The sequence below is a fragment of the Roseovarius faecimaris genome (assembly GCF_009762325.1).
GTDB lineage: Bacteria > Pseudomonadota > Alphaproteobacteria > Rhodobacterales > Rhodobacteraceae > Roseovarius > Roseovarius faecimaris.
This window is the reverse complement of record NZ_CP034348.1, coordinates 2,126,522-2,152,765: the sequence shown is the minus strand read 5'-3', so window position 1 is coordinate 2,152,765 and position 26,244 is coordinate 2,126,522. Positions and strand designations below refer to the sequence as shown.

The 26,244-nt window shown below is 63.4% G+C and carries 23 protein-coding genes; 16 read left to right on the top strand and 7 right to left on the bottom strand.

Annotated features, from left to right (window positions below; translation table 11 throughout):
* Window positions 1–208 precede the first annotated feature (208 nt).
* The 9 genes from yajC to EI983_RS10990 are packed head-to-tail and all read left to right on the top strand — an operon-like array spanning window position 209 to window position 6,996.
* The gene (gene yajC, locus EI983_RS11030; protein ID WP_157707448.1) at window positions 209–490 is read left to right on the top strand and encodes a preprotein translocase subunit YajC; all 282 of its coding nucleotides are present in this window, start codon (window positions 209–211) and stop codon (window positions 488–490) included.
* Between the two features lie 40 nt (window positions 491–530).
* Window positions 531–3,173: a protein translocase subunit SecD gene (gene secD, locus EI983_RS11025; RefSeq protein WP_157707447.1), complete on the top strand. Its 2,643-nt coding sequence runs from the start codon at window positions 531–533 to the stop codon at window positions 3,171–3,173.
* On the top strand, window positions 3,166–3,918 hold the full coding sequence (locus EI983_RS11020; RefSeq protein WP_157707446.1) for a sulfite exporter TauE/SafE family protein: 753 nt from the start codon (window positions 3,166–3,168) through the stop codon (window positions 3,916–3,918). Before secD ends, EI983_RS11020 begins: the two co-directional genes overlap by 8 nt.
* 7 nt (window positions 3,919–3,925) lie before the next feature.
* On the top strand, window positions 3,926–4,279 hold the full coding sequence (locus EI983_RS11015; RefSeq protein ID WP_157707445.1) for an Mth938-like domain-containing protein: 354 nt from the start codon (window positions 3,926–3,928) through the stop codon (window positions 4,277–4,279).
* A 2-nt stretch (window positions 4,280–4,281) separates the two neighbouring features.
* Window positions 4,282–4,899 carry a heme ABC exporter ATP-binding protein CcmA gene (ccmA, locus tag EI983_RS11010; RefSeq protein WP_157707444.1) on the top strand — a complete coding sequence of 206 codons (618 nt, stop codon included), beginning with the start codon at window positions 4,282–4,284 and terminating at the stop codon, window positions 4,897–4,899.
* The gene (gene ccmB / locus EI983_RS11005; RefSeq protein WP_157707443.1) at window positions 4,896–5,552 is read left to right on the top strand and encodes a heme exporter protein CcmB; all 657 of its coding nucleotides are present in this window, start codon (window positions 4,896–4,898) and stop codon (window positions 5,550–5,552) included. Before ccmA ends, ccmB begins: the two co-directional genes overlap by 4 nt.
* Window positions 5,553–5,577: 25 nt before the next feature.
* On the top strand, window positions 5,578–6,309 hold the full coding sequence (locus EI983_RS11000; RefSeq protein WP_157707442.1) for a heme ABC transporter permease: 732 nt from the start codon (window positions 5,578–5,580) through the stop codon (window positions 6,307–6,309).
* On the top strand, window positions 6,306–6,464 hold the full coding sequence (ccmD, locus tag EI983_RS10995; protein ID WP_198389280.1) for a heme exporter protein CcmD: 159 nt from the start codon (window positions 6,306–6,308) through the stop codon (window positions 6,462–6,464). Before EI983_RS11000 ends, ccmD begins: the two co-directional genes overlap by 4 nt.
* On the top strand, window positions 6,457–6,996 hold the full coding sequence (locus EI983_RS10990) for a DsbE family thiol:disulfide interchange protein (RefSeq protein ID WP_157707440.1): 540 nt from the start codon (window positions 6,457–6,459) through the stop codon (window positions 6,994–6,996). Before ccmD ends, EI983_RS10990 begins: the two co-directional genes overlap by 8 nt.
* Before the next feature lie 57 nt (window positions 6,997–7,053).
* Here EI983_RS10990 and EI983_RS19450 read toward each other — a convergent pair whose 3' ends face one another.
* Both EI983_RS19450 and acnA read right to left on the bottom strand, forming a co-directional pair.
* Window positions 7,054–7,188 carry a hypothetical protein gene (locus EI983_RS19450; protein WP_281356431.1) on the bottom strand — a complete coding sequence of 45 codons (135 nt, stop codon included), beginning with the start codon at window positions 7,186–7,188 and terminating at the stop codon, window positions 7,054–7,056.
* A gap of 458 nt (window positions 7,189–7,646) precedes the next feature.
* Complete coding sequence (gene acnA / locus EI983_RS10985) at window positions 7,647–10,334, bottom strand: aconitate hydratase AcnA (RefSeq protein WP_157707439.1); 2,688 nt, start codon at window positions 10,332–10,334, stop codon at window positions 7,647–7,649.
* Between the two features lie 224 nt (window positions 10,335–10,558).
* Between acnA and EI983_RS10980 the strand changes: the two genes are divergently transcribed.
* The 3 genes from EI983_RS10980 (at window position 10,559) to EI983_RS10970 (ending at window position 14,193) form a co-directional block, all read left to right on the top strand.
* Entirely contained in the window at window positions 10,559–11,260 is a 702-nt protein-coding gene (locus EI983_RS10980) for a DUF1223 domain-containing protein (protein ID WP_157707438.1), read from the top strand.
* A gap of 211 nt (window positions 11,261–11,471) precedes the next feature.
* On the top strand, window positions 11,472–11,801 hold the full coding sequence (locus EI983_RS10975) for a hypothetical protein (RefSeq protein ID WP_157707437.1): 330 nt from the start codon (window positions 11,472–11,474) through the stop codon (window positions 11,799–11,801).
* Complete coding sequence (locus tag EI983_RS10970) at window positions 11,734–14,193, top strand: phage tail protein (RefSeq protein WP_157707436.1); 2,460 nt, start codon at window positions 11,734–11,736, stop codon at window positions 14,191–14,193. The genes EI983_RS10975 and EI983_RS10970 overlap by 68 nt, the downstream gene beginning before the upstream one ends.
* Window positions 14,194–14,219: 26 nt before the next feature.
* On the opposite strand, the gene EI983_RS10965 is transcribed toward EI983_RS10970, so the two are convergent.
* Window positions 14,220–14,558 (bottom strand): TraR/DksA family transcriptional regulator, encoded by a 339-nt coding sequence (locus tag EI983_RS10965; protein WP_157709064.1) that lies wholly within the window; start codon window positions 14,556–14,558, stop codon window positions 14,220–14,222.
* Between the two features lie 84 nt (window positions 14,559–14,642).
* Here EI983_RS10965 and cysE point away from each other — a divergent pair, with 84 nt between their 5' ends.
* Window positions 14,643–15,458, top strand: coding sequence for a serine O-acetyltransferase (gene cysE / locus EI983_RS10960; protein WP_157707435.1), 816 nt, complete (start codon window positions 14,643–14,645; stop codon window positions 15,456–15,458).
* Window positions 15,459–15,526: 68 nt separating this feature from the next.
* Here the strand turns inward: cysE and EI983_RS10955 are convergent, their stop codons facing one another.
* From EI983_RS10955 to pdhA, 3 genes are read right to left on the bottom strand one after another with little or no spacing between them, the layout of a single operon-like run.
* A complete protein-coding gene (locus EI983_RS10955) occupies window positions 15,527–16,840 on the bottom strand; it encodes a pyruvate dehydrogenase complex dihydrolipoamide acetyltransferase (protein ID WP_157707434.1) in 1,314 nt (437 codons plus the stop codon).
* A gap of 13 nt (window positions 16,841–16,853) precedes the next feature.
* Window positions 16,854–18,239 (bottom strand): pyruvate dehydrogenase complex E1 component subunit beta, encoded by a 1,386-nt coding sequence (locus EI983_RS10950; RefSeq protein ID WP_157707433.1) that lies wholly within the window; start codon window positions 18,237–18,239, stop codon window positions 16,854–16,856.
* Window positions 18,240–18,267: 28 nt separating this feature from the next.
* Window positions 18,268–19,263, bottom strand: coding sequence for a pyruvate dehydrogenase (acetyl-transferring) E1 component subunit alpha (gene pdhA / locus EI983_RS10945; RefSeq protein WP_157707432.1), 996 nt, complete (start codon window positions 19,261–19,263; stop codon window positions 18,268–18,270).
* Window positions 19,264–19,441: 178 nt separating this feature from the next.
* On the opposite strand from pdhA, the gene EI983_RS10940 reads away from it, so the two are divergent.
* The 3 genes from EI983_RS10940 to EI983_RS10930 all read left to right on the top strand — a co-directional run bounded on the left by EI983_RS10940 (window position 19,442) and on the right by EI983_RS10930 (window position 25,833).
* Entirely contained in the window at window positions 19,442–20,968 is a 1,527-nt protein-coding gene (locus tag EI983_RS10940; RefSeq protein ID WP_157707431.1) for a trimethylamine methyltransferase family protein, read from the top strand.
* Window positions 20,969–21,037: 69 nt separating this feature from the next.
* Window positions 21,038–23,437 carry a GcvT family protein gene (locus EI983_RS10935; RefSeq protein WP_157707430.1) on the top strand — a complete coding sequence of 800 codons (2,400 nt, stop codon included), beginning with the start codon at window positions 21,038–21,040 and terminating at the stop codon, window positions 23,435–23,437.
* Window positions 23,434–25,833 (top strand): GcvT family protein, encoded by a 2,400-nt coding sequence (locus EI983_RS10930; protein WP_157707429.1) that lies wholly within the window; start codon window positions 23,434–23,436, stop codon window positions 25,831–25,833. Before EI983_RS10935 ends, EI983_RS10930 begins: the two co-directional genes overlap by 4 nt.
* Window positions 25,834–25,890: 57 nt before the next feature.
* On the opposite strand, the gene EI983_RS10925 is transcribed toward EI983_RS10930, so the two are convergent.
* A complete protein-coding gene (locus tag EI983_RS10925; protein WP_246162120.1) occupies window positions 25,891–26,193 on the bottom strand; it encodes an FtsB family cell division protein in 303 nt (100 codons plus the stop codon).
* Between the last annotated feature and the right edge of the window lie 51 nt (window positions 26,194–26,244).

Below are 26,244 nucleotides of genomic sequence, written 5' to 3'. Positions count from 1 at the left end.
ATTCGCTCGGTTTTTCCGGCCATTTCGACGCCAAAACCGGGTCAATCGCGGGATGCGGGGGCATGGCCCTGAATTTTGTACAAAACACACCCCCATTTTGTACAAAACGTACAAAACTTTCCCGCCTTGCAAATGCCGCCTGCGAACCTTAGGTTCCGGCAAAATCCGCCGGGGCATGTCCCCGTTTCTCGCATGAAGGACATCGCCCATGGAAGCCCTCGGACAGTTCATCCCCCTCATCCTCATTTTCGCGATCATGTGGTTCCTGCTGATCCGCCCGCAACAGAAGAAAATGAAGGAACATCAGGCCATGGTCGCGGCCCTGCGCCGGGGCGATCAGGTGATCACCCAAGGCGGTCTGATCGGTAAGGTGGCCAAGGTCAAGGATGACAGCGAGCTCGAGATCGAACTGGCCGAAGGCGTCAAGGTCCGTGTGGTGCGCAACACCATCGCCCAGGTGCTGAACAAGACCGAACCGGCCGATAGCTGAGCTTTAATTGCACCATCCAACTTTTTGAAAAGGCACCATAATGCTTCAGATTGATCTGTGGAAGCGCATCGTCATCTGGGGCGTGGTGGCCCTTGGCCTTTTGCTGGCTCTGCCCAATGGGTTCTACGGCAATGTCGAGAAGCATAATGATGCGGCGGCGCTGATCGAAGGCGGCTCGGAGGATCCGCGCCTGTTGGAGGATTATGCGCTCTGGCCCAGCTGGATGCCCTCGGGGCTGGTCAATCTGGGGCTTGATCTGCGCGGTGGGGCGCATCTTCTGGCCGAGGTGCAGGTGGCGGATGTCTATCAGGCCCGGGTCGAAGGCATGTGGCCCGAGGTGCGGGATCTTCTGCGCGAGGAGCGTGATGAGGTCGGCCCCATCCGCCTGCAGCCCTCCAGCGCGGCAGAGCTGCGCGTGCGGCTGGTAGAAAAGCCGGAAGCCGTTGAATATGCAGCAGGTTTGGTGCGTGGCATCGCACGCCCCGTAGTCAGCCTGACCGGCGCCGGGGCGTCTGATATCGTGGTGAATGTGGAGGGGGATGAGATTGTCGTCACCCTCTCGGAGGCCGAAATGCTGGCCACGGACGAGCGCACAGTACGGCAATCGCTGGAGATCATCCGCCGCCGGATCGACGAGGTGGGCACCCGCGAGCCGACGATCCAGCGTCAGGGCACCGACCGCATCCTAATCCAGGTGCCGGGCGTGGGCAGTGCCGCGGAACTCAAGGAAATCATTGGCACAACCGCGCAACTCACCTTTCAGCCAGTGGTGAGCCGCACCACCAACAAGGACGAGCGGGCCGGGGCGGGCAACGAGGTTTTGCCGTCGATTGATGAGCCCGGACAGTATTACATTCTGGAAAAAGCGCCTGTGGTCACCGGCGAAGAACTGGTCGATGCGCAGCCCGATTTCGATCAGAATGGGCGGCCTGCCGTTTCGTTCCGGTTCAACCCCACCGGCGCCCGCAAGTTTGGCGACTATACTGCTGAAAACGTTGGGAATCCTTTCGCCATTGTGCTCGATGGCGAGGTTATCTCGGCCCCCGTGATCCAGAGCCATATCCCCGGCGGATCGGGCATCATCACCGGCAATTTTACCGTCGAGGAAAGCACCAACCTGGCCGTGCTGCTCAGGGCCGGGGCGCTGCCTGCGGGGCTGGAGTTTCTCGAAGAACGCACCGTTGGCCCGGAACTGGGTCAGGACAGTATCGATGCGGGCAAGATCGCCTGTATCGTGGCCTTCGCGCTGGTGCTGGTCTTTATGTTCCTAAGCTATGGAATTTTCGGGATTTTCGCCAATATCGCGCTGATCATCAACGTCGGCCTGATCTTTGGCCTCTTAAGCCTGATCGGGGCCACGCTGACCCTGCCGGGTATTGCCGGGATCGTGCTGACCATCGGGATGGCGGTGGACGCGAATGTGCTCGTGTTTGAACGCATCCGCGAAGAGATCAAATCCGCCCGCGGCCCCGCCCGCGCGATCGAGCTTGGCTATGAAAAGGCGCTGAGTGCCATCACCGACGCCAATATCACCACCTTCATTACCGCTTTGATCCTCTATGCCATGGGCTCTGGCCCCGTGCGCGGATTTGCGATCACGCTGGGCCTGGGCATTCTGACCTCGGTGTTCACGGCGATTTTCGTGACCCGCCTGATCGTGATCATCTGGTTTGAGCGCAAGCGTCCCAAGACCGTGCTCACCGGGCGCGCGCTGCGTCTGGTGCCGCAGGGAACCAGCTGGGATTTCTTCAGCCGTTGGCGGCTCTGGCTGGGTATGTCCATGGTGCTGATCGTTGTCGCCTTTGGCTCTTTCGCCATTCAGGGGCTGAACTATGGTATTGATTTCAAAGGCGGGACCACGATCCGCACCCAGAGCGCCGAGCCAATCGACATCGGAAAATACCGCGACGCGATTGCCCCGCTGGAGCTGGGCGATATCAGCATCACCGAAGTGTTCGACCCGACCTTCGGCCCCGATCAGAACGTCGCCATGATCCGCATTCAGGCGCAGGAAGGCGAGGAGGCGGTCACCGTCGAGGTCATCCAGCAGGTCGAACAGGCATTGCTGGAGGCGGTGCCGGATATCGAGTTTACCTCGGTCGAGAGTGTCGGGCCAAAGGTGTCGGGCGAGTTGATTCAGACGGCGGCTATCGCGGTGGTGCTCGCCATTACGGCGGTGCTGATCTATATCTGGCTCAGGTTCGAATGGCAGTTTGCCGTCGGGGCCGTCGTGGCGCTGGTACATGACGTGGTGCTGACCATCGGGGTGTTCTCGGAGCTTCAGATCCAGTTTGATCTTGCCATTATCGCGGCGCTGCTGACCATTGTCGGCTATTCGCTCAACGACACGGTGGTCGTCTTTGACCGGGTGCGCGAGAACCTGCGGAAATACAAGAAGAAACCTCTGGCCGAAGTGCTCAACATCTCGATCAACGAGACGCTGAGCCGGACGTTCATGACCTCAGCCACCACGCTTCTGGCGCTTCTGGCACTATTCGCGCTGGGTGGCGATGTGATCCGTGGTTTCGTCTTTGCGATGATCTGGGGCGTGATCGTGGGCACGTATTCGTCCATCTTCGTGGCGTCTACGGTTCTGCTCTGGCTTGGGGTCAAGCGTGACTGGTCCAAGACCGACAATTCAGGTGGGCCCGCGGGCACCCAGTTTGCCAACGTAGATGCCTGATCTGCTGCGCGAAGTCCTGGCCACGCCGGGGCTGATCTGGCTGATCCTGACCATCTCTGTCGCGGGGGTGGTGCGTGGCTTTACCGGCTTCGGCACGGCGCTGATCTTTGTGCCGGTGGCGGGTATTTTCCTGCCGCCGACCATGGTGATCGCCATCATGACGCTGACCGGCGTGGCCAGCAACGCCGCCCTGTTGCCGCGTGCCTGGGGCAAGGCGGATCGGCGCGAGGTGGGAACCCTTGCACTGGCGGCGGTGGTGACGGTGCCGCTGGGCCTATGGCTGATCAGCGTGGTGGACCGAGAGGTGATCCGCTGGATTGTATCATTCGTCGCGGCTGTGACGCTGGTCGTGGTGATCGCGGGCTGGCGCTATACCGGGCGTCTGGCGCTGCCGGGACTTTTGGGCATCGGGGCGCTGTCGGGGCTGATCGGGGGGCTGACCGGGCTGACCGGTCCGGTGGTCATCATGTTCTACCTGGCCAGCCAATCCACCGCGCAATCGGTGCGGGCCAACACCATCCTGTTTCTGGCCAGTCTCGATGTGGTGATCGTGATCAACCTGGCCTTCGGCGACACGCTGGGCTGGGAGGTGGCGCTGTTGGCTGCGGTCCTGTCGGTGCCCTATTTCATCACCTCACTGATCGGGCAGGCGCTGTTTGATCCTTCCCATGAACGGGCGTATCGTGTGGCGGCGTATGGTGTGATCGCCTTGGCCCTTGTCAGCGGGCTGCCGATCTGGAATTGAGGGCGCTATGCAGTTGAATGAAATCCAGTTTTCCGGGGCGACCCCGATTGATGGCTACGGACCGGGCTTTTTCCGGATTGCCGGTCAGGTGATCGAGGGGCCGATCGTGGTGACCGAGAAAGGCGCACAGGGCTGGGGCGGCTATGGCGACAGCGCCACGCTCGAAGCGCTGCTGGGGCAGGTGGATGTGATCTTTATCGGGACCGGGGCAGAGACGGCGCATGTGCCTGCCGCGCTGCGCGTTCTGCTTGAAGAGGCCGGGCTGGGCGTGGAGGCGATGAACTCGCCCGCCGCTTGCCGGACCTATAACGTACTTCTCTCCGAGGGGCGTCGCGTGGCCGTGGCCCTGATGCCGGTGTAGGCATGATCCTGACGGTGCAAGATCTGTCCATTGCCCGGGGCGGTGTGCGGGTGCTGGAAGGGGTGAGTTTTTCAATTGCCGCCGGGCAGGCGCTGGTGTTGCGCGGGCCCAACGGGATCGGCAAGACGACGCTTTTGCGCACCGTTGCGGGGCTTCAGCCCGCTTTGGACGGTCGGATCGAGGCCGCGCCGGATGCGCTTGCCTATGTCGGCCATTCGGATGGAATCAAGTCTACATTGAGCGTGACAGAGAACCTGAACTTCTGGGCGCAGGTCTTTGGAAAGTCGGATATTTCGCTTGCATTGACCGCTTTTGAGCTGGAGCCTCTGGCCGATCGCCCGGCCGGGCTCTTATCGGCTGGTCAGAAGCGGCGGCTGGGGCTGGCGCGGCTTTTGGTGACGGGCCGCAAACTGTGGCTTCTGGACGAGCCGACCGTTTCTCTCGATGCGACAGCCGTGGCCATGTTTGCCGCGGCGATCCGAAGCCATCTGGCAGGAGGAGGGGCCGCGCTGATGGCCACGCATATCGACCTTGGCCTTGACGAGGCAGAGGTGCTGGACCTCGGCCCGATGCGGGCCAAAACCCCTGTCAGTGACGCTTTCGACGAGGATTTCCTGTGATTGCGCTGTTGATCCGGGACCTGCGCCTTGCGGTGCGCGCCGGGGGCGGTTTTGGCCTTGGCCTAGCGTTTTTCCTGATCGTCGTGGTGCTGGTGCCGTTTGGCGTGGGGCCGAACACACAGCTTTTGTCGACCATTGCGCCCGGGGTGCTGTGGCTGGGGGCGCTGCTGGCCTGTCTGTTGAGTCTCGACCGGATTTTCGCGCTGGACTGGGAGGATGGCAGCCTTGATTTGCTGGCCGTCGCCCCCTTGCCGATGGAGGCCGCAGTCAGTGTCAAGGCGTTGGCGCACTGGATCACCACGGGGCTGCCGCTGGTGCTGGCCGCGCCGGTGCTGGGGGTGCTTCTGAACCTGCCGGTGGAGGGGTTCAAACCGCTGCTGATCTCGCTGATGCTTGGCACGCCTGCTTTGAGCGTGATCGGTACTTTCGGGGCCGCGCTGACGGTGGGGATAAAACGTGGCGGATTGCTTCTGAGCCTCCTTGTTTTGCCTCTTTATGTGCCTAGTTTGATCTTCGGAGCCGAGGTGGCGCGGCGCGGGGCGCAGGGGCTGGATTTCTCGACGCCGCTTCTGATGCTGGCGGGGATCACCTGCGGCACGATAGCGCTTTTGCCTTTTGCCTCGGCTGCGGTATTGAAGGTGAACCTGCGATGAAGGACACGGAAAAGGACCACCACGCGTGAGCTCGATCTGGACATATGCCAACCCCAAGAAGTTCATTGAGACCACTGACCGTTTGCTGCCGTGGATATCGGTGCTTGCGCTTGTGTCATTGGTTGTGGGGCTGATCTGGGGTTTTTTCTTCACGCCGGATGACTTCCGGCAGGGCTCCACCGTGAAGATCATTTATCTCCACGTTCCCAGTGCCTTGATGGCGATCAATGCCTGGCTGATGATGCTGGTGGCCTCGCTCATCTGGATCGTGCGACGGCACCACGTCAGCGCCCTTGCGGCCCGGGCCGCGGCGCCTGTGGGGCTGGTGATGACGCTGATCGCGCTGGCGACCGGGGCGATCTGGGGCCAGCCCATGTGGGGCACCTGGTGGGCCTGGGATCCGCGGCTGACTTCCTTCCTGATCCTGACGCTGTTTTACCTGGGCTACATCGCGCTTTGGTCGGCGATTGAAAACGATGACACGGCGGCCGATCTGACCTCGATTCTGTGCCTTGTGGGTTCGGTTTTTGCGCTGCTGAGCCGCTATGCGGTGAACTTCTGGAACCAGGGTCTGCATCAGGGCGCGACGCTGAGCCTGGATAAGGAAGAGAATATTTCGGATGTGTTCTATTTCCCGCTGCTGGTGTGCATCGCGGGCTTTGTGCTGCTGTTTGTCGCGCTGGTGTTCCTGCGGACGCAGACCGAGATCCGGGCGCGTCGGACACGGGCGCTGATGGTGCGGGAGAGGATGTCATGATGCCGGATCTTGGAAAATATGCCGACGCTGTGCTGTCGTCCTACGCGGTCTCCATCGTGCTGATCATCGCGCTGGTTCTGGCCAGTATCTGGCGCGCAGGCAAGGTGAAGAAGCAGCTGGAGGCCGTTGAAAACAAGGTGAAATCCAATGGCTAAACCTTCTCCTCTCATGCTGGCGCCGCCGCTTGTCTTCTTCGCTCTGGCGATGCTGTTCTTCGTCGGCATGCAGCGCGAAAACCCCGATGAGCTGCCGTCGGCGCTGGAAGGGAAACCGGCGCCTGCGGTGGAGGTGACGGCGCTGGGAGATGCGCCGGTTTTCGAGGATGCGATGCTGCGCGGTGAGGGTGTGAAGCTGGTGAATTTCTGGGCCAGCTGGTGCGCGCCCTGCCGGGTGGAGCACCCCAACCTGGAGCTGATGGCGAAGGAAGGCATCACGATCTACGGGGTCAATTACAAGGATGATCCCGCCAAGGCACAGAGATTCCTCAGAGAATTGGGCGATCCCTATGCCGCACTTGGGGCCGACGCGAGCGGGCGCATGGCGCTCAATTGGGGCCTTTACGGCGTGCCGGAAACCTATGTGATCGACGGCAACGGGCAGATCGTGCTGCGCTTTGCCGGGCCGATCACCCCAAGTATCCTGGAAAGCACGATCCGTCCCGCGATTGCCGAGGCTCAGGCGAACTGAATTTTGTACGTTTTGTACAAAATCCACCCCTGTTTTGTACAAAATTCCGCCAGACCCCTAGAGATCGCAAGATTGATCGGCCTGAGGCAAGGGCAGGGGGCAATGCTGGTCCACATCCGCCCCGGACTGCGCGCCAAACACGGCAAGAGTTGCGATGAGGGCTGCCTGAAGGGTGATGAGTACCGTGCGCATGGTTTACTGCCTTTTTGTTTTGCTCTTCCCGCAACATGGTCATCTCTGGTTTGAATTGAAGGGGAGACTTTGCGGAAACGCGTCACGGTGCCGTGATGGGCGGAAAACGGCTCCTCTTGGGGTGCCGGCTCTGCGGGACGTCGCTGCCATTTGGTTTTCCGGGCACCGAGCCGCGTATTGCCGACGCGCGCGGGGGCGATCCAACCGATATTCAGGGCGCTTTATCCCTGACACATCCGAACGCTTTCCGAGTGGTGCGCCAAGCTGAACCCAATCGCCGCCGCGTGGGGGCGCGTCGGCGATGCGCGGCGGGCTTCGCCCTTGATTCCGCGTAAGGCCCACACATCACTTGTCCTCAAAGGGCTCAAAGCCGACCTTCACAATGATCTCTCGCCCTCTTCAAAAAAGAAAAACGGCCCCCGGTTGGGAGCCGCTTCTCAGGTCATATGAAACGCGGGTCAGGCCGCTTTGGCGAGGTTGCGAAGCACGTAATGCAGCACGCCGCCGTGTTCGATATATTCGATCTCGATCGCGGTATCGATCCGGCATTTCAGCGTGATCTCCTTGGTCGAGCCATCCGCCATGGTGATGGTGCAGGGCACCTCCTGAAGCGGCTGGATCGTATCGAGGCCGGAGATCGACACGGTCTCGTCGCCGGTCAGGCCCAGCGATTTGCGGGTGTCGCCGCCGGTGAACTCAAACGGGATCACGCCCATGCCGACGAGGTTGGAGCGGTGGATACGCTCGAAGCTTTCGGCGATCACGGCCTTGACGCCCAGAAGGGCCGTGCCCTTGGCGGCCCAGTCACGGCTGGAGCCTGCGCCATATTGTTCGCCACCGAAGACGACGAGCGGCGTACCTTCGGCCTGATAGGCCATGGCGGCGTCGAAGATCGAGGTCTCATTGCCGTCGGGGCCTTTGGTGTAGCCGCCTTCGACGCCATCCAGCATCTCGTTCTTGATGCGGATATTGGCGAAGGTGCCGCGCATCATCACCTCGTGGTTGCCGCGGCGCGAGCCGTAGGAGTTGAATTCGCGCACCGGCACCTGACGGTCGACCAGGTACTGACCGGCGGGCGTGGTGTCCTTGAAGGACCCCGCGGGCGAGATGTGGTCGGTGGTGACCATATCGCCCAGGAGCGCCAGAACACGCGCGCCTTCGATATTCGAGATTGTGCCCGGCTCTTTCGACATGCCCTGGAAATAGGGCGGGTTCTGCACATAGGTGGATTGCGGCGGCCAGTCATAGGTCTCGCCCGTGGAGGTCTCGACCCCTTGCCATTTCTCGTCGCCTTTGAAGACATCGGCATATTTCTCGATGAAGGCTTCGCGGGTAACGGTTTTTTCCACCAGCTCGGCAATCTCGGCCTGGCTGGGCCAGATGTCCTTGAGATAGACATCCTTGCCATCGGGGGTTTGCGCGATGGGATCGTTGGCGATGTCGATATCCATCGTGCCCGCCAGCGCATAGGCCACCACGAGCGGCGGCGAGGCGAGGTAGTTGGCGCGCACATCGGGGCTGATCCGGCCCTCGAAGTTACGGTTGCCCGAAAGGACGGAGGTGGCGACGAGGTCGCCCTCGGCGATGGCCTCGGACAGTTCTTTCTGGATCGGGCCGGAGTTGCCGATACAGGTGGTGCAGCCATAGCCGACGAGGTTGAAGCCGATCTTGTCGAGATCTTCCTGAAGACCGGCGGCCTCCAGATAGGCCGATACGACCTGAGAGCCGGGCGCGAGCGAGGTCTTGACCCAGGGTTTGCGGTCAAGGCCAAGGGCGGCGGCCTTGCGGGCGACAAGCCCGGCGCCGATCATCACATAGGGGTTTGACGTGTTGGTGCAGGAGGTGATCGAGGCGATCACGACATCACCGGAGCTGAGCGTGTAATCTTCGCCCGCCACGGGCATTTCCTTGTCCATCGGGCGCTTGAACGTCTCTTCCATTTCGCGGCGGAAGGCCGTTTTGGCATCGGTCAGCGCGACGTAATCCTGCGGGCGTTTCGGGCCGGAGATGGCGGGCACGATGGTGCCCATGTCGAGATGCAGCGTGTCGGTGTAGATGGGCGCGTAATCCGCGCCGCGCCAGAACCCGTTTTCCTTGGCATAGGCTTCGACGAGGGCGACGCGCTCTTCGTCGCGGCCGGTGTTGCGCAGGTAGCGCAGGGTTTCGTCATCGATCGGGAAGAAGCCGCAGGTGGCGCCGTATTCGGGGGCCATGTTGGCGATGGTGGCACGGTCGGCCAGGGGCAGGCGATCCAGGCCTTCGCCGTAGAATTCGACGAATTTGCCCACAACGCCGCGTTCGCGCAGCATTTCCACGACCTTGAGCACGAGGTCGGTGCCGGTGGTGCCTTCGACCATCGCACCGGTCAGCTCGAAGCCCACAACTTCGGGGATGAGCATCGAGATGGGCTGGCCCAGCATGGCGGCTTCGGCCTCGATCCCGCCGACGCCCCAGCCGAGAACGGCGGCGCCGTTGACCATGGTGGTGTGGCTGTCGGTGCCGACAAGCGTGTCGGGGTAGGCCACGGGCTCATTGAACTGGTCCATGTCGGTCCAGACGGTTTGGGCCAGATACTCAAGGTTCACCTGGTGGCAGATGCCGGTGCCGGGGGGCACGACGCGGAAGTTGTTGAACGCGCCTTGTCCCCATTTGAGGAACTGGTAGCGTTCCATGTTCCGCTCATACTCGCGGTCCACGTTCATCTGGAAGGCGCGGGGGTTGCCGAACTCGTCGATCATCACGGAGTGGTCGATCACGAGATCGACGGGGTTGAGCGGGTTGATCTGTTGCGCGTCGCCACCAAGGGCCACGATGCCGTCGCGCATGGCGGCAAGGTCGACCACCGCGGGCACGCCGGTGAAGTCCTGCATCAGCACGCGGGCCGGGCGATAGGCAATCTCACGCGGGTTCTTGCCGCCCAGATTGGCCCATTCCGAGAAGGCCTTGATGTCGTCCACCGACACGGTCTTGCCATCCTCGAAGCGCAGCATGTTTTCCAGCACCACGCGCAGGGCCGCGGGCAGGCGCGAGAAATCGCCAAGGCCGGCCTTTTCGGCGGCGGCGATGGAGTAGAAGGCATAAGACTTGTCACCGACCTGAAGGGTTGTGCGTGTCTTGGCGGTGTCTTGTCCGACTGTGATGGGCATAGCTGCATTCCTTCGAGCAAATAGAGTGGCTGAACCTGCCGCGGTTCTGACCGATTTGACCCTGCCAATCAAGGGGGGTGCGACACTATTGTATACCATGGCACACAAAAAAATCAAAGGTTACAGTTCTTCACCAATCTCTCGCGAAACCTTGATTGGTGCTGTGACCGCTGGCTGCCTAAGTTGAAGGCATCAAGAAACAGAATCAGCAGGACCGGATCGGTATGCGACAGTTGAAGAAATTCATGGCGATGGCGTTAATGCTGCTTCTGCCGGTTGGGGCAGGGGCGCAGGAGCACCCGGTTGTCGTGGAGCTGTTCACCTCGCAGGGCTGTTCGTCCTGCCCGCCGGCGGATGCCTATCTGCACAAGCTGGCCAAACGCGACGGGGTGATCGCCCTGGCGATGCATGTGGATTACTGGGATTACATCGGCTGGAAAGACAGCTTCGCCAGCCCCAAGATGACGGCGCGGCAGCGCGGCTATGCGCGCACCGGCAACCGGCGGATGGTCTATACGCCGCAGATGATCATCAACGGGCAGGATCATGTGGTCGGCAACCGGCCCAAGGATGTGGAAGAGCTGATCCAGCGCCATGCGCGGGCGGGGGCGGTGATGGCGCTGAGCGCGACGCGCGAGGGCAATCAGGTGATGGTGCGCGGGGAAACCCTGACGCCGGTTAAGGGGCCTGCCGTGGTTCAGCTGATCCGGTTCATGCCGCGTCAGACGGTGGATATCAAGCGCGGCGAGAATGCGGGGCGAAGCCTGAGCTATGCCAATATCGTGACCGAGATCAGGGAGTTGCGGGACTGGGACGGTAAGGGCGCGCTGGAGTTTTCCGCGCAGATTTCCGGCTCGGGTCCGGGTGTGATCCTGGTGCAGGGGGCCGATCATGGCCCGGTTCTGGCAGCGGCCTATATCGAATAAGCGCAAGGGGTCGGGGCCGAAAAGTTAATCGGCCGTTAATGCTGAGGTCGCATAAATATTTGTAATTATTGACAAAATAGGCACTTTGCCTTAAGTCTGTCTGTCCATATGGACGGTATGGAGGAGCGGCCGCGGGAGGTATCCCGCCGGTCGCTTTTTCATGCCCGCCCGAAAGGGCCTGACCCTAAACGGACAAGGCAGATACGCGCGCATGACATTGATTACCCCAAATGAGGAGCCAACAGGGCTGAGCACCTCGATCACCTCGCTGGAACGCCAGTTGGCGGATATGCGGGAGGATCTGGAAGCGCTCTATGAGCGCATACGGACCGGTGAATTCCACGAAATCACAAACGCAACCAAAGCCACAGCCGAGATCAGGCAATGGCTCAAAATCGCCATTGAAGCGGAGGCCACCCTTGAAAAACGCAACAAGCAACAAAAAGGCATCGTCCACGACTACGCCATCGATTTTGACGCAGCAAAACATTCGATCGGGTGCCGCCTGGATCGCCTCAGAAGGGCCCGAAACGCAGGCTGAGTTTCTCGATTCGCTGGATGAGGGCGAGCTGATCGCGCTGCCCTTCCTGTTCGAATTCTGGGCGATGGAGCATCAGCTTCCGCCTGAAGGCCCATGGCGCACCTGGGTCGCCATGGGCGGGCGCGGGGCGGGCAAGACGCGCGCGGGCTCGGAGTGGGTGCGTGCGCAGGTGGAAGGGCCGAGGCCGCTTGACCCCGGGCGCTGTCAGCGCATCGCGCTGGTGGGAGAGACGATTGATCAGGTGCGCGAGGTCATGGTGTTTGGCGAAAGCGGCATTCTGGCCTGTTCGCCCCCCGACCGGCGCCCCGAATGGCAAGCCACGCGCAAGCGGCTGATCTGGCCCAATGGTGCCACGGCGCAGGCCTTTTCGGCGCATGATCCCGAAAGCCTGCGCGGGCCGCAGTTCGACGGGGCCTGGGTGGATGAATATGGTTGTGCTGCGATCGACAAGGGCACCAACCAGCCGAACAAGTTTCTTGATCCGAAAAGCTCGGAATCGCGGCTGCCCTACCACTCGAACGGGCGCCAGGATGAGCTGATCCAGATGCAATATCTGCGCGCGATGGCAGCCTATTGGAGCGACCCGGCAAACAACCCGGTATCGGTGGAATACGAAGCTCCAATGCTGGACTGGGATCACTCTTATGTCTGGGCCTGGGATGCGCGTCCCTATCCGTTCTTTCCCAACAACCGCGCGCTTTGGGGCGATGGCGGCAATTATGCGCGCGGGCACTGGCTGACAGGCCGCGCCTCGGCGCGGACGCTGGCCGGTGTGGTGGCTGAGCTCTGCGAGCGCGCGGGGCTGAAAGACTATGATGTGAGCGGTCTTTACGGGCACCTGCGAGGGTATATCGTCGAGGATGTCTCGGACGCGCGCACGGCGTTGCAGGCGCTTGTGCTGCGCTACGGGTTCGATGCGATTGACCGGGGTGGGGTGCTGACCTTCCGGATGCGCGACGGGCGCAAGGATTACGACGTCGATCCGGCGCGCGTCGTGCGGGAGAGCGCCGAGGCGCCGGTCATCGAGGAGAGCCGGGGCAGCGCTGTGGAACTGGCGGGCCGGGTGCGGCTGCGTTTTGTCGAATCGAACGGGGATTACGAGGTGATCGCCGAAGAGGCGATCCTGCCCGAGGATGAGACGCATACGGTGTCGATCTCGGAAGTGCCGATCTCGATGACCCGTGCGGAAGGCCGGCAGACGGTGGAGCGATGGCTGTCGGAATCGCGGCTGGCACGCGATACGGTGCGGCTGACCCTGCCGCCCTCGCAGATGGACCGGGGGGCCGGTGACGTGATTGCATTGCCCGAAGAAGGTGGCGCGGGGCTTTACCGGATCGACCGGATCGAGCAGCTTGGCCTCGCGCAGCGGGTGGATGCGGTGCGGATCGAGCCGGAAAGCTATGTGCCGATCACCTTCCCGGACGATCCGGGCACAACCAGCAGCTTTGTGCCGCCGAAGCCCGTGACGGCGATGTTCATGGACTTGCCGCTGATCCCCGGCAATACGGTCCCGCATGCGCCCTATCTGGCGGTCACGGCAAACCCCTGGCCCGGTTACGCGGCGTTGTACTCTTCTGACAGCGACGATTTTTATGCTTTGAACACGTTGCTTTACACGCCTACGCCGATTGGGGTGACCGAAACTCCGCTGCGTTATGCGGCCAGCGGCTGTTATGATCGCGGCGCGGCTTTGCAGGTGCGAATGATCGGCGGACAGCTGAACAGTGTCGACGATCTGGCACTGCTCAACGGGGCCAATCTCTGTGCCATCGGGGATGGAAGCCCGGGCAATTGGGAGTTGTTTCAGTTTCGCGACGCGGAGCTTGTCGGCACCGAGACCTATGCGCTTTCGATGCGGCTGCGCGGACAATTGGGCACGGATGCGCTGATGCCTTCCGAATGGCCGGCGGGCTCGCTCTTTGTCCGGTTCGATCAGACGGCAGAACAGATCGTGCTGACCGAAAACCAGCTTGGTCTGGAGCGGCATTACCGGGTGGGGCCGGGGGACCGGTTTTACACCGACCCGTCGTTCCAGCATGTGACGCTGACTTTCGAAGGCATTGGCCTGCGCCCTTATGCGCCCGTGCATCTGATGGCAGAGCAGAGCGGGGCGGGCGATGTCGCGCTGCGCTGGATCAGGCGCACCCGCGTGGGCGGCGACCGGTGGGAGACGCCGGAGGTGCCGCTGGGCGAAGAAAGCGAGCTTTATCTGGTGCGGGTGGTGCAGACCGGCAACCTTCTGCGCGAGGAGATGGTGAGCACCCCGGCTTGGACCTATACCGCAGCCATGCGCGCCGCGGACGGGCAGGCGGGCTTTTACGAGATCGAGGTGGCGCAGATCTCGGCAAGCTATGGGGCAGGCCCGGCGGTGCGCATCACTCTGGCGGCCTGATCCCGGCGGGTGCGCAAGGCGTCTGTTTAGCCCGTCGCGCAGTCGATACAGAGCTGCGCGGCGGGGTCGAGCTCAAGCCGGCCTTTCGCGATCTCGTCGCCGCAATCGTCACAATAGCCGAACTCGCCTTCCTCCATGCGTGCCAGGGCCGCATGAAGGCGGGTGCGTTCGACCTTCCGGCGCGCGGCATTGGCCTGGGCCATGGCCTGATTTTGCAGCGCGTCCATGCGGCTGAGCCGCCCGACGGCCTGTTGATCAAGCTCGACCGTGGCTTGCCCGGCTTCGCCAAGGCTGTCCTCGGCGTCCAGCGCCGCCAGCCGTGTTGTGATCAGCGCCCGGAAGCGGGCCAGTTCGCTTTCATTCACATTCGTGATCCCTTCGCTCACCGCTTTGCATTTTACCAATCGTTCCTATCTGGTATAGTCAAGCTTCGAAGAAGGAGTGTCATCATGGCGGAAACCCGAAAAAAACTCGCGGCAGTCGATCCGGTCTGGCTGCGGATTCGCGAAGAAGCGCATGAGGCGCTGGAGGCCGAGCCGCTGATGGGCGGCTTGGTGCATTCCTCCGTTTTGCACCACAAGAGCTTTGAGGCGGCACTTGCTTACCGCATTTCGCTCAAGCTGGCGTCGAACGAGATGCCCGAGCAGATCCTGCGCGAGATTTGCGACAACGCCTATGCCGATGAGCCCGAACTGGCCATGGCCGCGCGGGCGGACCTGGTGGCGGTGCGTGACCGTGATCCGGCCTGTGACCGGTTTGTGCAGCCGCTTCTGTTCTTCAAGGGGTTCCAGGCGGTGCAGGCTTACCGCGTGGCGCATTGGCTTTGGACTCATGGCCGCCGTGATCTTGCGCGGTTTTTCCAGATGCGCGCTTCGGAAGCCTTCGGCGTGGATATTCACCCCGGCGCCGTGATCGGCAAGGGGATCATGATCGACCACGCCCATTCTATCGTCATCGGTGAGACCGCCGTGGTGGGCGATAATGTGTCGATGCTGCATTCGGTCACCCTGGGCGGGACCGGCAAGGAAGAAGAGGACCGCCACCCCAAGATCGGCGATGGTGTTCTGATCGGGGCCGGGGCCAAGGTGCTGGGCAATATCAAGGTGGGCCATTGCAGCCGGATCGCGGCAGGCTCGGTCGTGCTGGCCGAAGTGCCGCCCTGCAAGACGGTGGCGGGAATTCCGGCCAAGGTCGTGGGCGAGGCGGGCTGTGAGCAGCCGTCGATGACCATGGACCAGCTGTTGCAGAGCTGCCCGGGGAGCTAAATCCCCACCATCCGAACAGGAAAGGCCGCAGGATGTCCCGCGGCCTTTTTTCATGTCTGCATCGCGGATCAGGCCAGCATCACCATCGGGTTCTCAAGGTTGTCCTTGATCGCCGCAAGAAGCTGAGCGCCGAGCGCGCCGTCGATGACACGGTGATCGACCGACAGAGTGACCGACATGACCGTCGCCACGGCCAGTTCGCCATCCTCGCCGACCACCGGCTTTTTCACGCCCGCGCCCACGGCGAGGATCGCCCCATGCGGCGGGTTGATCACGGCGTCGAAATTGTCGATGCCGAACATGCCGAGGTTGGAAATGGCAAAGCTGCCGCCGACATATTCATGCGGGGCCAGCTTGCCATCGCGGGCGCGCCCTGCGAGGTCTTTCATCTCCGAGGAGAGCGCGGAAAGCGACTTCATCTCGGCATCCTTCAGGACCGGCACAAAGAGGCCGCCATCGACCGCCACAGCGACGCCGACATCGGACAGTTTCAGCTTGATGATCCGGTCACCGGCCCAGACGGCATTGGCGTCAGGTGCCGATTGCAGTGCCAGGGCGCAGGCCTTGATGATGAAATCATTGACGCTGAGCTTCACGCCGCGCCCTTCAAGCTGCTTGTTGAGCTGGGAGCGGAACTTCAGGAGCGCATCCAGCTGGATATCCCGGCGCAGGTAGAAATGCGGGATGGTCTGCTTGGCCTCGGTGAGGCGGGCGGCAACGGTTTTGCGCATGCCGTTGAGCTTGACCTCTTCATACTCACGCCCTTCGAACATCTTGAGCACCTGCGCGGCATCCGGTCCGGCCGGTGCGGCGGCGGCGGGTGCCGGTGCTGCACCGCTGCTTGTCGCGGCGGGCGCGGCAGGGGCTGCGGCAGCACCGGGCTGAGCGCTTTCCACATCGGCCTTCACGATGCGGCCATGCGGGCCGGAGCCGGTGATGGAGGCAAGATCGAGCCCCTTCTGCGCGGCGATGCGGCGGGCCAGCGGCGAGGCAAAGATGCGCTCGCCGTCCTTCTTCGGCGCCGCGGGGGCAGGGCTGGCCTCTGGCGCGGGAGCCTCTTCCGCCTCTTGCGTGGCGGCCTCGGCAGGGACGGCCGCGGCGGGGGCAGAACTTGCCTCGCCAATGTCATCGGCACTCTCACCGTCCTCCAGCAGCACCGCGATGGGGGTGTTGACCTTCACGGCCTCGGTGCCCTCGGGCACGAGGATCTTGCCGATCGTGCCTTCGTCCACGGCCTCAAACTCCATCGTGGCCTTGTCGGTTTCGATCTCGGCGAGAAGGTCCCCCGAGGAGACGGTATCGCCTTCCTTGACCAGCCATTTGGCCAGTGTGCCTTCTTCCATCGTGGGCGAGAGGGCGGGCATGAGAATTTCAGTTGGCATCGCTCTCGTCTCCTTACCGGTAGGTCACTTGTTTGACAGCCTCGAGCACCTCGGCGGTCGAAGTCAGGGCCAGTTTTTCAAGGTTGGCCGCATAGGGCATGGGCACGTCCTTGCCGGTGCAGTTGATCACCGGCGCATCGAGATAGTCGAAGGCGCGCTCCATCAGCGTGGCGCTGATATGGTTGCCGATGGAGGCCACGGGCCAGCCTTCCTCGACCGTTACACAGCGGTTGGTCTTCATCACGGAGGCGATCACCGTGTCATAATCGAGCGGGCGCAGGGTGCGCAGGTCGATGACTTCGGCGCTGACGCCATCCTCGGCCAGCTTCTCGGCGGCTTCCATGGCATAGGTCATGCCGATGCCGAAGCTGACGATGGTCACATCCTCGCCCTGGCGCGCGATGCGGGCCTTGCCGAACGGAATGGTGAAATCGTCGATCACCGGCACGTCGAAGCTCTTGCCGTAGAGGATTTCGTTTTCGAGGAAGACCACCGGGTTCGGGTCGCGAATGGCGGTTTTCAGCAGGCCCTTGGCATCAGCGGCCGAATAGGGCTGGACCACCTTGAGCCCGGGCACCTGGGCATACCAGGCGGCGTAATCCTGAGAGTGCTGCGCGCCCACACGGGCCGCCGCGCCATTGGCCCCGCGGAACACGATGGAACAGCCAAGCTGCCCGCCGGACATATAGTTGGTCTTGCCTGCAGAGTTGATGATCTGGTCGATGGCCTGCATGGCGAAGTTCCAGGTCATGAATTCGACAATGGGCCGCAGGCCACCCCAGGCGGCGCCCACACCGATCCCGGCAAAGCCATGTTCGGTGATCGGCGTGTCGATGACGCGCTTGGCGCCAAACTCGTCAAGCAAACCTTGGGTGATCTTGTAGGCGCCCTGGTATTCGGCCACTTCCTCACCCATGACAAAAACGGTGTCGTCATTGCGCATCTCTTCGGCCATGGCCGAATTGAGCGCCTCGCGCACGGTCATCTTCTTCATCTCGGTGCCTTCGGGCCAGTCGGGGCTGGTATCCGGAACGGGCGCTTCGGGCTTGGCCGCGGCGGGGGTGCTGGCATGAGCGACCGGGGCGTCGTCCTCCGCCTCTTGCGGGGCGGCCTCGGCCGGTGCGGCGCTGGCACTGGCGATGTCGTCGGCGCTTTCGCCCTCTTCCAGCAGCACGGCGATGGGGGTGTTGACCTTCACGGCCTCGGTGCCTTCGGCCACGAGGATCTTGCCGATGGTGCCTTCGTCCACGGCCTCAAACTCCATCGTGGCCTTGTCGGTTTCGATCTCGGCGAGGATGTCGCCGGACGACACGGTATCGCCTTCCTTTACCAGCCATTTGGCCAGGGTGCCTTCTTCCATCGTGGGCGACAGGGCGGGCATCAGAATTTCGGTTGCCATTTCTTAAATCTCCTGAATTCTCTGTCGCTTACGCTTCTACGTAGATGTCGGTCCACAGCTCGTCGAGAGCCGGTTCCGGGCTTTCCTTGGCAAACTCGGCCGAGGCGTTGACGATGCCCTTGATCTCTTTGTCGATGGCCTTGAGGTCATCCTCGGACGCATGTTTGCCCTGCAACAGCAGGTCGCGCACATGCTCGATCGCGTCTTTCTCGTCGCGCACTTTCTGCACCTCTTCACGGGTCCGGTATTTCGCCGGGTCCGACATGGAGTGCCCACGATAGCGGTAGGTTTTCACTTCCAGAATGTAGGGGCCTTTGCCCGCGCGGCAGTGGGCCACGGCCTTTTCACCGGCCTCCTTGACGGCCAGCACATCCATGCCGTCGACCATTTCGCCGGGGATGCCAAACGCCTCGCCCCGGTGGTAGATGTCAGGGGACGAGGTGGAGCGTTGCTGGCTCGTGCCCATGGCATACTGGTTGTTCTCGATGACGAAGATCACCGGCAGGTCCCACAGGGCGGCCATGTTGAAGGTCTCATAGACCTGGCCCTGGTTGGCGGCGCCATCGCCGAAATAGGTGAAGGTGACGTTATCGTTGCCCTTGTACTTGTCGGCAAAGGCCAGACCCGCGCCCAAGGGCACGTTGGCCCCGACAATGCCATGCCCGCCATAGAAATCCTTGTCGCGGCTGAACATGTGCATCGAGCCGCCCTTGCCCTTGGAATAGCCGCCTTCGCGGCCTGTCAGTTCGGCCATGACGCCGTTGGGGTCCATCCCGCAGGCCAGCATATGGCCGTGATCGCGATAGGTTGTGATGCGCTTGTCACCCTCTTTGGCGGCGGCCTCAAGCCCGACAACAACCGCTTCCTGGCCGATGTAAAGGTGGCAGAAACCGCCGATCAGCCCCATGCCATAGAGCTGGCCCGCTTTTTCCTCGAATCGCCGGATCAGCAGCATCTCGCGGTAGAACTTTTTGAGTTCCTCGCCTGAAGTGTTTGGTTTCTTGGTGGTTTTCCTGGCGGCCATTGCGCGTGCTCCCGTGCGAAACAGATATAGTTTAGCGTTAAACTATCTAATACATGATCTGATCCCGGCTGACGAGGGATAATCTGACGCAGGGGCAGATGCCGCCGCATCGAAAGGTCTTGCGCGAGCTGAGGACTCCGCGCAAGACTGCCCGGGCAACCGTCACAGGACAGCGCCGATGACATCCCGACCGCGCCGTAGATCCAAGCGCGACCAGGCCGAGGGCTCGGGCCCGCGTGCCCCCTATATCACCCGCCGGATCGGGACGCTCAACGTTCTGAGCGAGGAGGGGCTGGAGACGATCGAGACCAATGCCGACCTGATCCTGTCGCAGACCGGCATGGAGTTCGTGGACGAGCCCGAGGTGCTGGAGATTTTCCGCGCGGCCCCCGGCTGTGAGGTAACGGGGACCAGGGTGCGTTTCGCCCCCGGCTATTGCCGCGAGACGATCCGCGCCACGGCCCCCGGCCGCTATCATCAACAGGCCCGCAACCCCGCCAATAGCGTGCAGATCGGGGGCGATGCCACGGTGCTCTGCCCTTCCTGGGGGCCGCCCTTCGTGCAGGATCTCGACCGGGGGCGGCGCTATGCGAGCTATGAGGATTTCGTCACGCTGGTGAAACTGCACCAGACCATTCCCTGGCTGCATCATTCCGGCGGTGTGGTATGTGAGCCGGTGGACCTGCCCGCCAACAAGCGGCATCTCGATATGCTGTATGCCCATTTCCGATGGTCCGACCGGGCGGTGATGGGCGCCTTTATCGGGGCCGAGCGGGCCGGGCACGCGATTGATATGGCGCGGATCGTGTTCGGCGCGGATTATGTGGCGCAGAACCCGGTGCTGTATTGCGTGTCCAACACCAACGCGCCGCTGGTGATGGATGCGCATATGTCGGGCGCTCTGAAGACCTATGCCCGCGCCGGACAGCCGGTAGCCTGCACACCCTGGGTGCTGACCGGTGCGATGAGCCCCTGCACCGTGGCAGGCACGCTGGCGCAGGTGCTGGCCGAGACGATGGCCGCGATGACGCTGGTGCAGCTGATCAACCCCGGCGCGCCTTGCCTGATGGGGTCTTTTGCCTCGACGATGTCGATGCAGACCGGGGCGCCCACATTCGGCACGCCCGAGGCCGGGCAGATGGTGCTGGCGGCCGGGCAGCTGGCGCGGCGTCTGGGGGTGCCGCTGCACACGGTCGGCACACTTTCGGCCTCCAAGCTGCCCGATGCGCAAAGCCAGCAGGAGGCGACCTGGGGGCTGATGATGGCGATGTTCGCCGGGGCCAACGTGATCAACCACGCGACCGGGTGGCTGGAGGGCGGGCTGGTCACCGGGTTCGAGAAAACCATGCTGGATGCGGATATCTGTGGCAAGCTGGCGCGGTTCTTTGATGGTATCGACCTCAGCGAGAACGCGCAGGCGATGGAAGCGATTGCCAGCACCGGGCCAGGACAGCATTTCCTGGGCTCGGCCCATACGCAGGCCAATTTCCTCACCGCGCTGTTCCGGCCCGAGACGCCGGATAACAGCTCGTTCGAGCAATGGCAGGAGGCGGGCGGGCTGGATGCGGCGGCACGGGCCAATGCCCTGTGGAAGGCGCATCTGGAGCGATACGAGGATCCGGGGCTTGATCCGGCGATCGACGAGGAGCTCCAGGCCTATATCGCAGTGCGCAAAGCAGAGGTGCCGGATGCCAATTACTTCTAAGCTGCGGACCTGGCCCCATTTTCTGTGCAGAAAATGGACAAGAAAATGTGCATTTTCTTGGGGGTGCGCATGAGCCGGACCATTATCATCGGCGGCGGCGCGATTGGCCTTGGGCTGGCCTATCATCTTGGTCTGCGAGGGGCGGCAGAGGTGATCCTGCTGGAGCGCAATCAGCTCACCTCCGGCACCTCCTGGCATGCGGCGGGTATTGTCGGGCCATTGCGCGCCACGCCCAACATGACCCGGCTGGCCAGCTACGCGCTGGAGCTTTTCCCCAAGCTGGAGGCGGAGACCGGCATGAGTACCGGTTATCGCCGCACCGGGGGCTTCTGGCTGGCACGCAGGGCGGAGCGGCTGGATGAGCTGCGCCGGATCGCGGCGCTGGGGCGGCATTTCGGGCTGAAGCCCGAGGTGGGCCGTGCCGATCTGGCCGCGCAGGCGGTGCCGGGGCTGAACGTGGCCGGGCATGCCGGGTGCATGGCGGTGCCCGAGGATGCCAATGTGAACCCGGTCGATCTGTGCATGGCCTATGCGCGCGGTGCCAAGGCGCGGGGCGTGACGATCCGGGAGGGCGCGCAGGTGGCGCGCCTGTTAACCGATGGGGGCCGCGTGGCCGGTGTGGTGCTGGCGGATGGCGAAGAGATCGCCGCCGATCAGGTGGCGCTCTGTGCCGGGGCGTGGTCGAAGCGGCTGGCGGCGACGGCCGGGCTTGCCCTGCCATTGCAGGCGGTGGAGCATATGTATGTGGTGACCGAGCCGATCCCCGGCCTGCCTGACCCGATGCCGGTGCTGCGCGACATGGACACCGGGATCTATATCAAGGGCGATGCGGGCAAGCTGGTGATCGGAGGGTTTGAGCCCGACGCCAAATGCTGGGACGCGTTCGGCCCCGAGGGCGACCGGCCCTTTCTGGAGCTGCCCGAGGACTGGGAGCAGTTCACCCCGTTCATGGAAGCGGCACTTGATCTGATGCCCTTGCTGGCCGAGACCGGTATTCAGCATTTCATGAACGGGCCGGAGAGCTTTACCCATGACACCCGGCCCCTCGTGGGGGAAGCGCCGGGGATGGACGGGCTCTTTGTCGCGGCGGGGCTCAACTCGGTCGGGGTCATGTCCTCGGCGGGCATCGGCCGGGCGCTGGCCGACTGGATGGTGGACCGCCGTCCGCCCATGGATATGTGGGAGGTGGATATCGCACGGGCCGATCCGGCGGCGGCCAGTGACGCGCATATGGCCGATCGCATGCGCGAAGCGGTGAGCGATCTGATGGCGATGCACTGGCCCTACAAACAGCCCAAGGCCGGGCGTGGCCTGCGTCTGTCGGCGCTGCATGACTATTGGGCCGCACAGGGGGCTGTCTTTGGACAGACCGCAGGGTGGGAGCGCGGTCTGTGGTATACGCGGGATGCCTCCGAGCGGGATCTGCCCTATGCGGTGGGGGCGCAACCCTGGTGGCCGATTGCCGCGCGCGAGGCCGGGGTCATGGCCGATGGCACCGCCCTTCTGGACCTGTCTCCTTTCAGCAAGTTCGATATCGCCGGGCCGGACGCTCTGGCCTTTCTGGAACAGCTTTGCACGGCGCGCATTGACCGCGAGATCGGCCGTGCGGTTTACACGCCCATTCTGAACACGCGCGGCGGGATCGAGGCGGATGTGACCGTGACGCGGATCGGAACCACGCAGTTCCGCCTGACCTCGGGCGCCGCGACACGGTGGCGAGACGGAGCGACGCTCCGGCGAGCGGCCACGGGATTTGACGTTACGATCCACGATGTGACCGAAGATGAGGCGGTCATTGGCGTGATGGGCGGGGGGGTGCGCGGCGTGCTTACCGCCCTGTCGGAAGAGGACTGGCACGCCTTTCCCTTCGCCACCAGCCGCGCGGTGACCCTTGCCGGGCAATCGGCGCAGGCCACACGGATGAGCTTTGTCGGAGAGCTGGGCTGGGAAGTGTCGCTTCCGGCGGACCGGGCCGGTGTCGTCTTTGACGCGCTGATCGCGGCAGACGCACAGCCGCTGGGGCATTATGCGCTGGATGGCTGCCGGTTGGAGAAGGGATTCAAGCACTGGGGGCACGATCTGGGCCCTGAGATCACGCCGCTGGAGGCGGGGCTGGGCTTTGCGGTGGACTGGTCCAAGCCGTTTAACGGACGCGATGCCCTGGAACAGCAGAAGAATGCGGGCCCGGCGCGCAGGCTGTGCCTTATGCAGGTCGAGGGCCGCCCGCTGATGCTGCATGACGAGTTGATCCGCGAGGGTGGCCGCGTTGTTGGCCTGACCACCAGCGGCGGGCAGGGGCCGCGCACCGGACTGACGCTGGCCTTCGGGCTGATCGATGTGGCGCCGGGCGAAGCGCTGAGTGAGACTGCGGAGCGGCGGTTCGAGGTGGAGGTGGCGGGCGCGCTCTATCCTGCGAAGGTGCTGGCCAAACCGCCCTTCGATCCCAAAGGCGAAAGGATGCGCGGATGAGCGATGTGCAGGTTCTGATCATCGGTGGTGGGGCGATGGGCACCTCGCTGCTCTATCATCTGGTCAAGGCCGGCTGGCAGGATGTTGTCCTGGTGGAGAAAAACGATCTGACTCACGGCTCCACCTGGCATGCCGCCGGCCTCTGCACGCATTTCGCCCACAATCCCACCATTCAGGAGCTGCGCGCCACGTCCGTCAGGCTCTATCGCGACATCCTGCCGGAGGAGACCGGCCAGAGCTGCGGGTTTCACCGGTCCGGGGCCATGCGGATCACGCGCAACCCCGACCGGATGGACGAGTTCGCCCATGTGGCGGGGCTGTCGGACTTCACCGGCTATCCGCTGGAGCTGCTCACGCCCGAGCGGATCGCGGAACTGCATCCGCTGGCGCGGCTGGACGGGCTCTTGGGCGGGATTTACGAGCCCGATGACGGCCATGTGGACCCGAGCCTCGCGACCAATGCCATGGCGCAGGTGGCGCAGCGCGGTGGGGGCACGGTGCGGCGTTATGAGCCGGTGCAGGCGATCCGGCGCGAAGGGGGCGCGTGGATCGTCGAGGCCTCCAAGGCCACCTACCGCGCACAGCATATCGTGAACGCAGCAGGCACCTGGGGTTTTGAGGTGGGGCAGATGATGGGGGTCAACGTGCCCTCGGTTCCGGTTCTGCATCAGTATCTGGTGACCGATACGGTGGAGGCCGTGGCCGATCGTCAAGCGCGGGGGTTAGCGGAACTGCCGATGATCCGCGACCCGGAGGAAAGCTGGTATGTGCGGCAGGAACGCGATGGGCTGATCCTCGGGCCGTATGAGCGAGAGGCGCAGGTCTGGTCGGTCGACGGGGTGCCGCCCGAGTTCGGTGCCGAGCTGATGCCGCCCGATCTGGACCGGGTGGAGCATATCATCGAGGCCGCGATGGCGCGCATCCCCGCGCTGGGCGAGGGGGGCGTGAAAACGGTGGTCAACGGCCCGATCACCTTTACCCCCGACGCCAACCCGCTGATCGGGCCTGCGCATGGGGTGGAAAATGCCTGGCTGCTGACGGGGTCCAGCATGGGCGTGATGGAAGGCGGCGGCGCGGGCTGGTTCCTGGCGCATTGGATGACCTATGGCGCGCCGCCGATGGATGCGCTGGCCGTGGACAGTCGCCGGTTTGGCGCCTGGGCGGATCGCGACTATCGCGTGGCCAAGGCGGTGGAGTGTTTCGGGCTGCAATTCGGTGTGCATTACCCCTATGAGGAGCGCCCTGCGGGGCGCGGGCTGCGCCTGTCGCCGCTGCATGAGCACATGCGCGCGCGCGGCGCGGTGATGGGGGCGGCGCATGGCTGGGAGCGGCCCAACTGGTTTGCCGACGCGCCGGGCGCCGTGGCGGTGGAAAGCTTCCGGCGCACCAACTGGTTCGCGCCCGTGGCCCGGGAATGCGAGACCGTGGCCAGCCGGGTGGCGCTGGCGGACCTGTCGGTGTTTTCCAAGTTCGAGGTGACCGGGCCAGGGGTGCCGGGGTTCCTCGACACGCTTGGGGCCAACCGCGCGCCCCGGGCCGGGCGTATCGGGCTGACCCATGTGCTCACCCCGGCGGGGGGCGTGGCGTCCGAGTTCACCGTTGCGCGGCTGAGCGGAACCCATGCCTATCTCACCTCGGCCGCCGCGGCCGAGGAGATGGATGATGACCTGCTGCGCGCCCATGCTACGGGGCACGAGGTGGAGGTGGTTAACCGCAGTGAGGACCTGGCCGTGATCGGGCTCATGGGACCGAAGGCGCGCGCGGTGCTGGAGGTGCTGACCGAGGACAGTCTCGGGGCATGGCTGAGCGTGCAGGAGATCACGGTTGCGGGTCTGCCGGTGCGCGCTCTGCGGGTGTCCTATGTGGGGGAGCCGGGCTGGGAGCTGCATGTGGCCCGCGACGATGCCGTCACACTCTTTGACGCGCTGGAGGCGGCCGGGCAGGCGCATGGGATCGGGTATTACGGGGCCTATGCGGCTAATGCGATGCGGCTGGAGAAAGGATATCGCGGCTGGGGCGCCGACCTGACCACAGAGCGCACGCCGCTGGACAGCGGTCTGGACTATCTGGTGGCCGCGGAAGGCCGCGATTTTGCCGGGCGCGAGGCGATGCTGGCGCGGCAGGGTGACAGCGCGTGGAGCATGGTGCTTTTGGAGGTTGAGCCGGGCGAGGTGGATCCGTTCTATGCGCATCCCGTCTATTGCGGTGCGCGGGTTGTGGGCGTGGTGACCTCTGGCGCCTATGGCCACCGGACCGGCAAGGTGCTGGCGCTGGCCTATCTGCGGGAACCTGCGCGAGACGATCTGAGCCTCAGGATACTGGGTCAGGCGCGCGCTGCACGGGTTCTGGATGTGGCACCGTATGATCCAGAGAATGCGCGCATGCGGGACGGGTAATCGTGGTGCGTGAGATCACGCACCCTACGGACCAGGGACCAGAGACCAGAGATAAAATTAGCGGATGACGATCTCGTCCGAGCGCAGAAGACCGAGCACGTCGCGGGCCTGCTGATCGAGCAGGTCGATGTCGAGAAAGGTATCCGAAAGACGCCTTGTGAGGTTCTCCATCTCCGCCACCCGCATGTTCAGCCGATCGAGCTGCGCTCTGAGTTCGACCGTCTCGGCCTGGATCTCGGCGCGGCGGAACAGGCCATAATCGCCCTGCACGGCGGCAAAGGTGAAATACACGCCAAGGCCAAAAGCCACGGCGAAATAGATCAGGAGCCCCACTGCAGGTCGTTTGCTGGACTGTCTCACGTTTGTCTGCCTCGTCTGCCGCCTCTTGTCGGGCGGTCCTCGGGCACCATG